A 5,219-nucleotide genomic window follows, 5' to 3' on the forward strand; every position below is an offset into this window, starting at 1 on the left:
GCTGTAATCTGAATGCTCACGGAAGAAAGAATGTCGGAAAGCCGTATGAGGGAAAACCTCACGTACGGTTTGATGAGGAGGGGCTGGTTGGTTCCAGCCCTTCACTCTATTTAGCGGCTTTACCTCGCCTTTTCGTGTTGCTCGATGATGAGTGTTTAAGGGTATTGCTCCTGGGTAGAACCTTAGTGAATAAAAGGCAATAGTTCCGGTGACACGGCGAGCATTTCGGAAGGGGGTGAGAATAGTGCTGGACGAGAAAGGTAGGATGACCGTAAGTGAAGCCGGTCGTAAAGGCGGTGAAACCACTTCAAAAAAATACGGCCGCGAGTTTTACGAGGAAATCGGCGAAAAGGGTGGTAAAATTGGCGGCCCTAAAGGTGGTGAGACCACCAAGAGAAAATACGGTCATGAGTTCTACGAAGAAATCGGGCACAAGGGCGGTCAAAAGGTAAAATCTCTCATCGAAAAGGGAAAAGAGGCTGAGACCTAAGCGGGGCATAACCAGAACATTTTTCGATTTCGTCCGAATTACCTGAGCAATCGTAGTTTAAGAGGTCTGTACTCCGGGTACAAAATAAGTGCCAATGGCTAGTCCCAAAGGAGGTGACGTAGATGGCAGAGGAAAAAGGAAAAATGACGGTAAGCGAAGCGGGCCGCAAAGGCGGAAAAACTACCGCGAAGAAATATGGTCGCGAATTCTACGAAGAGATCGGGCATAAAGGCGGTCAGAAAGTCAAAGAGCTTATTGAGCGTGGGAAACAAGCGGCACGTTAACATACCCAAGTTTCTTTATGTAGGACATAAATAAAAGTGGTAGCCTAAACAGCTACCACTTTTATTTTTTCCACTCTTGATTTTTCTGCCCGGAGTCTTTCCGGCAATCGCTCGAGTTCCGTAAAGCAATCAGAGCAATCGCAAATGGCCGCAACCTGCTTGGCCGCACCCAGCAGCTCGTGCATGGTCTTTGCCTTCAGCGCAATCCTTCCTGATGTTTGTTTCAGTTTTTGGATTTTTACGCGGAATACGCCGTCCACATCTAATATTTCTTTTACACGGTCGATCTCGATATCCGAGAACACGGGCATATCCGCCGCAAAGTGGCGGTCGAAATGATACTCTTTCTCATTCCACCTGCCGAGAAGCATGTCGACCAGCGCATGGTACGAAATAATGCCGCTTGCGGCCATGGAGAGGGCGGTTACGCCGCCAAAGCGCGGGTTGACTTCAAGGATTCTCGGCCCGTCTTCGGACCATACTATATCGACATCTCCGGTCGGCTGCACGTTTAAGGTCCTTATCACGTCGCGTGCCAGGGACCGTAACTTGGCGATATCGACTTCGGGTAGCGGGGCGGGAGCCAACTTGACTCGCTCCATCGGATGGATGCATTGGTGGTTGGTATACCCCTTGAACACGGGCAGAAGCGGCAGTGTCTTGCCGTTGTAATTCAACACCTCGATCGAAAATTCCGGCCCGTGCGTGTATTTTTCGATAAGGATTCTCTCCGCACCGCCCATGGCTTTTATAAGCTCGAAGCGGTCGTGAACGATGGTCATACCGGTTCCGCCAGAGTGATCGATAAGCTTTAAGACGAGCGGGTAGCCGAATTCTTTGGCCACCTCGAAGGCTTCAAACCTTGATTCCACCACTCGACCTAAAGTTGCCGGGAAACCGTGTTGAAGTAAAAAGTCTTTCGTCTTTTCTTTGTTGGAGGCAATCCGTACGGCTTCTAATGGATTGGCCAGTACGGGGATGCCATGTTCTTTTTCGAGGGTCTCTTTGACATGTCCGTCTCGTAAGTTTGCAACATCGGGGCCGGAGATTGAGATTACGGCATCGACGTGCTCTTCGAGCGCGAGGTCAACGAGAGGTAGGTGTTCTGTGTCAGACTCGTAATAATACGCTGTGTCGGCGTATTCTGCGTTGAGAGGCTCAACTGTTGTTACAACGAGAACCGTTTCAATACCCTCGCTGTAAAGATAGGGCGCCATCAGGTCAAAACCGATATTGCCGATTACCAGGACTTTCATAAACTATCTCCTCCAGTCTCCCCGTATTATATTCTAGCTCACATCGAGATGCACCAAATTGCCGTCTGCCCTCCGGCAGGAAGACCCCACGGTTTCCTGTCCTGAGTAAATGTTTAAAGTCCTGAATGCGGGGTATGAAATCCACGAAGGGGGGCGAAGTTGATGGCAGAGGAAAAAGGCAAAATGACAGTCAGCGAAGCCGGTCGTAAGGGCGGCGAGACCACCTCTAAAAAATACGGCCCTGAGTTTTATGAAGAAATAGGTCATAAAGGCGGCAAAAAAGGCGGCCAGACTACCAAACAAAAATACGGCCACGAGTTCTATGAGGAAATCGGGCACAAGGGCGGCCAGAAAGTAAAACGCCTCATCGAAGAGGGTAAGAAAGCTACCGAATAATGCGTCTTATTACAGCAAGATTATCTTGAAAGGGACGGATCGCGATCCGTCCCTTTCACATTGGATCGGGTCTTTCGGAACGGTCGCTTAGAAAGGACCGCGATGTTTAGGTCATGTAACCGTGGGTATCAAATAGTTGAAGGGGGGCGAAGTTGATGGCAGAGGAAAAAGGCAAAATGACAGTCAGCGAAGCCGGTCGTAAGGGCGGCGAGACCACCTCTAAAAAATACGGCCCTGAGTTTTATGAGAAGATTGGCGAAAAAGGTGGCGAGGCCACCTCGAAGAAATACGGTCCGGAATTCTATGAAGAAATAGGTCATAAAGGCGGCAAAAAAGGCGGCCAGGTAGTCAAAGAGAAATACGGCCACGAGTTCTATGAGGAAATCGGCCACAAGGGCGGCCAGAAGGTCAAAGAGCTTATCGAGCGCGGCAAACGTGCCGCAGAGTAATCGGTGGTCATGAACAAAAAACAGCAGGTGTCACACCTGCTGTTTTTTGTTGTATAAACTATTGTATATAAATAGTACAGCTAGTAGTAGAGGTGTTGAGATGTTTAGAGACCGGGTCGATGCAGGCCTCCAGCTTGCCCGGCGGCTAGAGGCCGAATACCGTAATTCGGACGCGATAGTGCTTGCAATTGCAAGGGGCGGCGTAGTTGTAGGCGACCAGGTCGCAAAGGCATTACACCTGCGTCTGGATATTATTATCCCGAGAAAAATCGGCGCTCCCGGCAATCCAGAGCTCGCCATCGGCGCCGTTGCTAAAGGCGCGGTGATGCTCAATGAGCCGCTAATCAGGGAACTCAATATACCCAGGTCATATATCGACCAGGAGGTAAGCAGACAGATAAGCGAGATAGACAGGCGCCGCAGGCTTTATTTAGGAGATAAAGCCCCACTTGACCTCACGGGCGCAACGGTCATACTAGTTGATGATGGGCTAGCAACCGGGTACACAGCGCTTGCTTCTGTGAACGCAGTGAAGATGGAACAACCGAAAAAAATCGTCCTTGCCGTTCCGGTCGCTCCCACCGAAACCTGCCAGGACCTGAGAGAACACGTCGATGAGATTATCTGCCTGGAAGTCCACGAGCTTTTTTTCGCGGTCGGTCAGTTTTATGAGGTGTTTGAACAAACATCGGATTCTGAAGTAATAGATATTCTGAACAGCTATCGGTAGGTAGCCGGCAACCCTGGGGGATATGTGGAAGCTAAACAAAAATTCATTGAGACCATCCCTATCGGCGATATCGAGCAGGATGTACTGCGGCATGTGCTCCAAATAATCAAAGAAAAATTCAACACGGGTGCTTGCATCGGACCCGCGCTTCCTGTTCCATCCTTTGCTTTCGACCCCACTCGCAGCCAGTTTAATGCGAGTATCATTCTTGAGCAGATCAGAAAAGCGAAATCACCGGACGCGCTAAAAGCCCTCGGCGTTATTGAGCAGGATATTTTCGCCAAGGGTTTGAATTACGTATTCGGCCAGGCCATACTGGGTGGTTGCTGTGCCGCGATCTCTCTGAACCGGTTACGTATCGGGACCGACCTGCCGGGGGCGCGGACGCTATTCCTTCAGCGAGTCGAAAAAGAAGCGATGCACGAGCTGGGTCATACCTTCGGCCTGAGACATTGCTCTAATCCGAGGTGTATTATGTATTTTTCAAGCAACCTGACGGATACCGATAGAAAGCAAGCCGTATTTTGCCCGGAATGCGGATCACCTCTCATCGGATAGAACAAGCGCCCGGTTGCTATACGGTTGCAGTTTGCATAGAATTAAAATTATGTTTTATCCAGCGCTTGTTTGGGGTATATAAACGTGTTGCCGGGGATATTCTAGTTCTCTATCGCTTCAGTTGCCGGCCAAAGTGGGTAGTAATCAAGTACTTGTAATGGATTCGAAGTTTGGCGGTAATTGCTGCGTGGTATAAGTGTTCTGAAAGATTCTAGGAGGTGGAGTAGTGGATTTGAAAATCGAGAGTAAAGAAGTAGACGGCATCGGGATAATCATTCTCGAAGGTGAAGTTGATGTATACACGGCACCAAAGCTAAAGAGTCGTTTGATCGATCTTGTAGATGAAGGCAAGTACAATATCATAATCGACTTGCAGAAGGTTGAGTTTATGGATAGCTCCGGCTTAGGAGTACTGGTGGGCGGCCTTAAGCGGGTAAAGTCTCACCAGGGATCGATTTCCTTAGTCTGCACGCAGGAAAATATCCTCAAGATTTTCAGGATAACGGGCCTCGTTAAGGTATTCCCCATCTTTTCATCCGAAGACGAAGCAATTAACAGCCTAAAAGGATCGTAGGTGAACACGTTAAGCCAGCCAGTCAGCATAGAAATTCCGGCTAAGCCGGAATACGCCGGAATCGCGCGACTCATAGTAGCGGGGTATGCCGGGCTTTTAGGGTTTGACAGCGAAATCGTAGAGGATATTAAAATCGCTGTCTCTGAGGCATGCACAAACGCTATCATGCAATTGCACAAGCAATCTCGCTCTGAAGAGATGGTGGTCGATATCGCGGCCTACACAAATGATGACAACCTGGTGATCGACGTCGAATACCAGGCAGAAAACGTACAGCAAATCACGAAGCCGGATTCCCAATCTATCGAAAAGGACCTGGGGATGAGCATTCTCACCAGCATTATGGACGAGGTCGATATGATCGCCGCACAAAATCAGGGAGTTATCTTGAGGCTTGTCAAAAAGATTCCAAAACGCTAATACCCTCATCCGAATACTGTTTCACGAGTTCACTTATCACCTAGACGTGGCGTAGTGCGGCT

9 protein-coding genes and 1 pseudogene are annotated in these 5,219 nt (G+C 49.3%); 9 read left to right on the forward strand and 1 reads right to left on the reverse strand.

Features of this window, described 5'->3' with window-relative positions:
* From ACYC56_RS11935 to ACYC56_RS11945, 3 genes and pseudogenes are all read left to right on the forward strand, one after another.
* A pseudogene (locus tag ACYC56_RS11935) lies at positions 1-203 on the forward strand (hypothetical protein); the annotation flags it as partial.
* Between the two features lie 62 nt (positions 204-265).
* Positions 266-490, forward strand: coding sequence for a KGG domain-containing protein (locus ACYC56_RS11940; RefSeq protein ID WP_461374411.1), 225 nt, complete (start codon positions 266-268; stop codon positions 488-490).
* Positions 491-612: 122 nt separating this feature from the next.
* Positions 613-774, forward strand: coding sequence for a KGG domain-containing protein (locus ACYC56_RS11945; protein WP_174573215.1), 162 nt, complete (start codon positions 613-615; stop codon positions 772-774).
* A 44-nt stretch (positions 775-818) separates the two neighbouring features.
* Here ACYC56_RS11945 and ACYC56_RS11950 read toward each other — a convergent pair whose 3' ends face one another.
* The gene (locus ACYC56_RS11950; protein WP_461374405.1) at positions 819-2,030 is read right to left on the reverse strand and encodes an ATP-grasp domain-containing protein; all 1,212 of its coding nucleotides are present in this window, start codon (positions 2,028-2,030) and stop codon (positions 819-821) included.
* Positions 2,031-2,192: 162 nt separating this feature from the next.
* Here ACYC56_RS11950 and ACYC56_RS11955 point away from each other — a divergent pair, with 162 nt between their 5' ends.
* From ACYC56_RS11955 to ACYC56_RS11980, 6 genes are all read left to right on the forward strand, one after another.
* Complete coding sequence (locus tag ACYC56_RS11955; RefSeq protein WP_461374406.1) at positions 2,193-2,426, forward strand: KGG domain-containing protein; 234 nt, start codon at positions 2,193-2,195, stop codon at positions 2,424-2,426.
* A 155-nt stretch (positions 2,427-2,581) separates the two neighbouring features.
* The gene (locus ACYC56_RS11960) at positions 2,582-2,875 is read left to right on the forward strand and encodes a general stress protein B (RefSeq protein ID WP_461374407.1); all 294 of its coding nucleotides are present in this window, start codon (positions 2,582-2,584) and stop codon (positions 2,873-2,875) included.
* Between the two features lie 100 nt (positions 2,876-2,975).
* Complete coding sequence (locus ACYC56_RS11965; RefSeq protein WP_461374408.1) at positions 2,976-3,605, forward strand: phosphoribosyltransferase; 630 nt, start codon at positions 2,976-2,978, stop codon at positions 3,603-3,605.
* A gap of 24 nt (positions 3,606-3,629) precedes the next feature.
* The gene (locus ACYC56_RS11970) at positions 3,630-4,163 is read left to right on the forward strand and encodes an archaemetzincin family Zn-dependent metalloprotease (protein WP_461374409.1); all 534 of its coding nucleotides are present in this window, start codon (positions 3,630-3,632) and stop codon (positions 4,161-4,163) included.
* 226 nt (positions 4,164-4,389) lie between these two features.
* Complete coding sequence (locus ACYC56_RS11975; protein ID WP_286679040.1) at positions 4,390-4,737, forward strand: STAS domain-containing protein; 348 nt, start codon at positions 4,390-4,392, stop codon at positions 4,735-4,737.
* Positions 4,738-5,157 (forward strand): ATP-binding protein, encoded by a 420-nt coding sequence (locus tag ACYC56_RS11980; RefSeq protein ID WP_461374410.1) that lies wholly within the window; start codon positions 4,738-4,740, stop codon positions 5,155-5,157. It abuts the gene before it with no gap.
* Positions 5,158-5,219 lie beyond the last annotated feature (62 nt).

It is taken from the genome of Candidatus Aquicultor sp. (genome assembly GCF_054640775.1).

Excerpts from the sequence above, each read along its gene's own strand:
- ACYC56_RS11940 (WP_461374411.1), top strand. The coding sequence starts at position 266 with ATGACCGTAAGTGAAGCCGGTCGTAAAGGCGGTGAAACCACTTCAAAA.
- ACYC56_RS11945 (WP_174573215.1), top strand. The coding sequence starts at position 613 with ATGGCAGAGGAAAAAGGAAAAATGACGGTAAGCGAAGCGGGCCGCAAA.
- ACYC56_RS11950 (WP_461374405.1), bottom strand. The coding sequence starts at position 2,030 with ATGAAAGTCCTGGTAATCGGCAATATCGGTTTTGACCTGATGGCGCCC.
- ACYC56_RS11955 (WP_461374406.1), top strand. The coding sequence starts at position 2,193 with ATGGCAGAGGAAAAAGGCAAAATGACAGTCAGCGAAGCCGGTCGTAAG.
- ACYC56_RS11960 (WP_461374407.1), top strand. The coding sequence starts at position 2,582 with ATGGCAGAGGAAAAAGGCAAAATGACAGTCAGCGAAGCCGGTCGTAAG.
- ACYC56_RS11965 (WP_461374408.1), top strand. The coding sequence starts at position 2,976 with ATGTTTAGAGACCGGGTCGATGCAGGCCTCCAGCTTGCCCGGCGGCTA.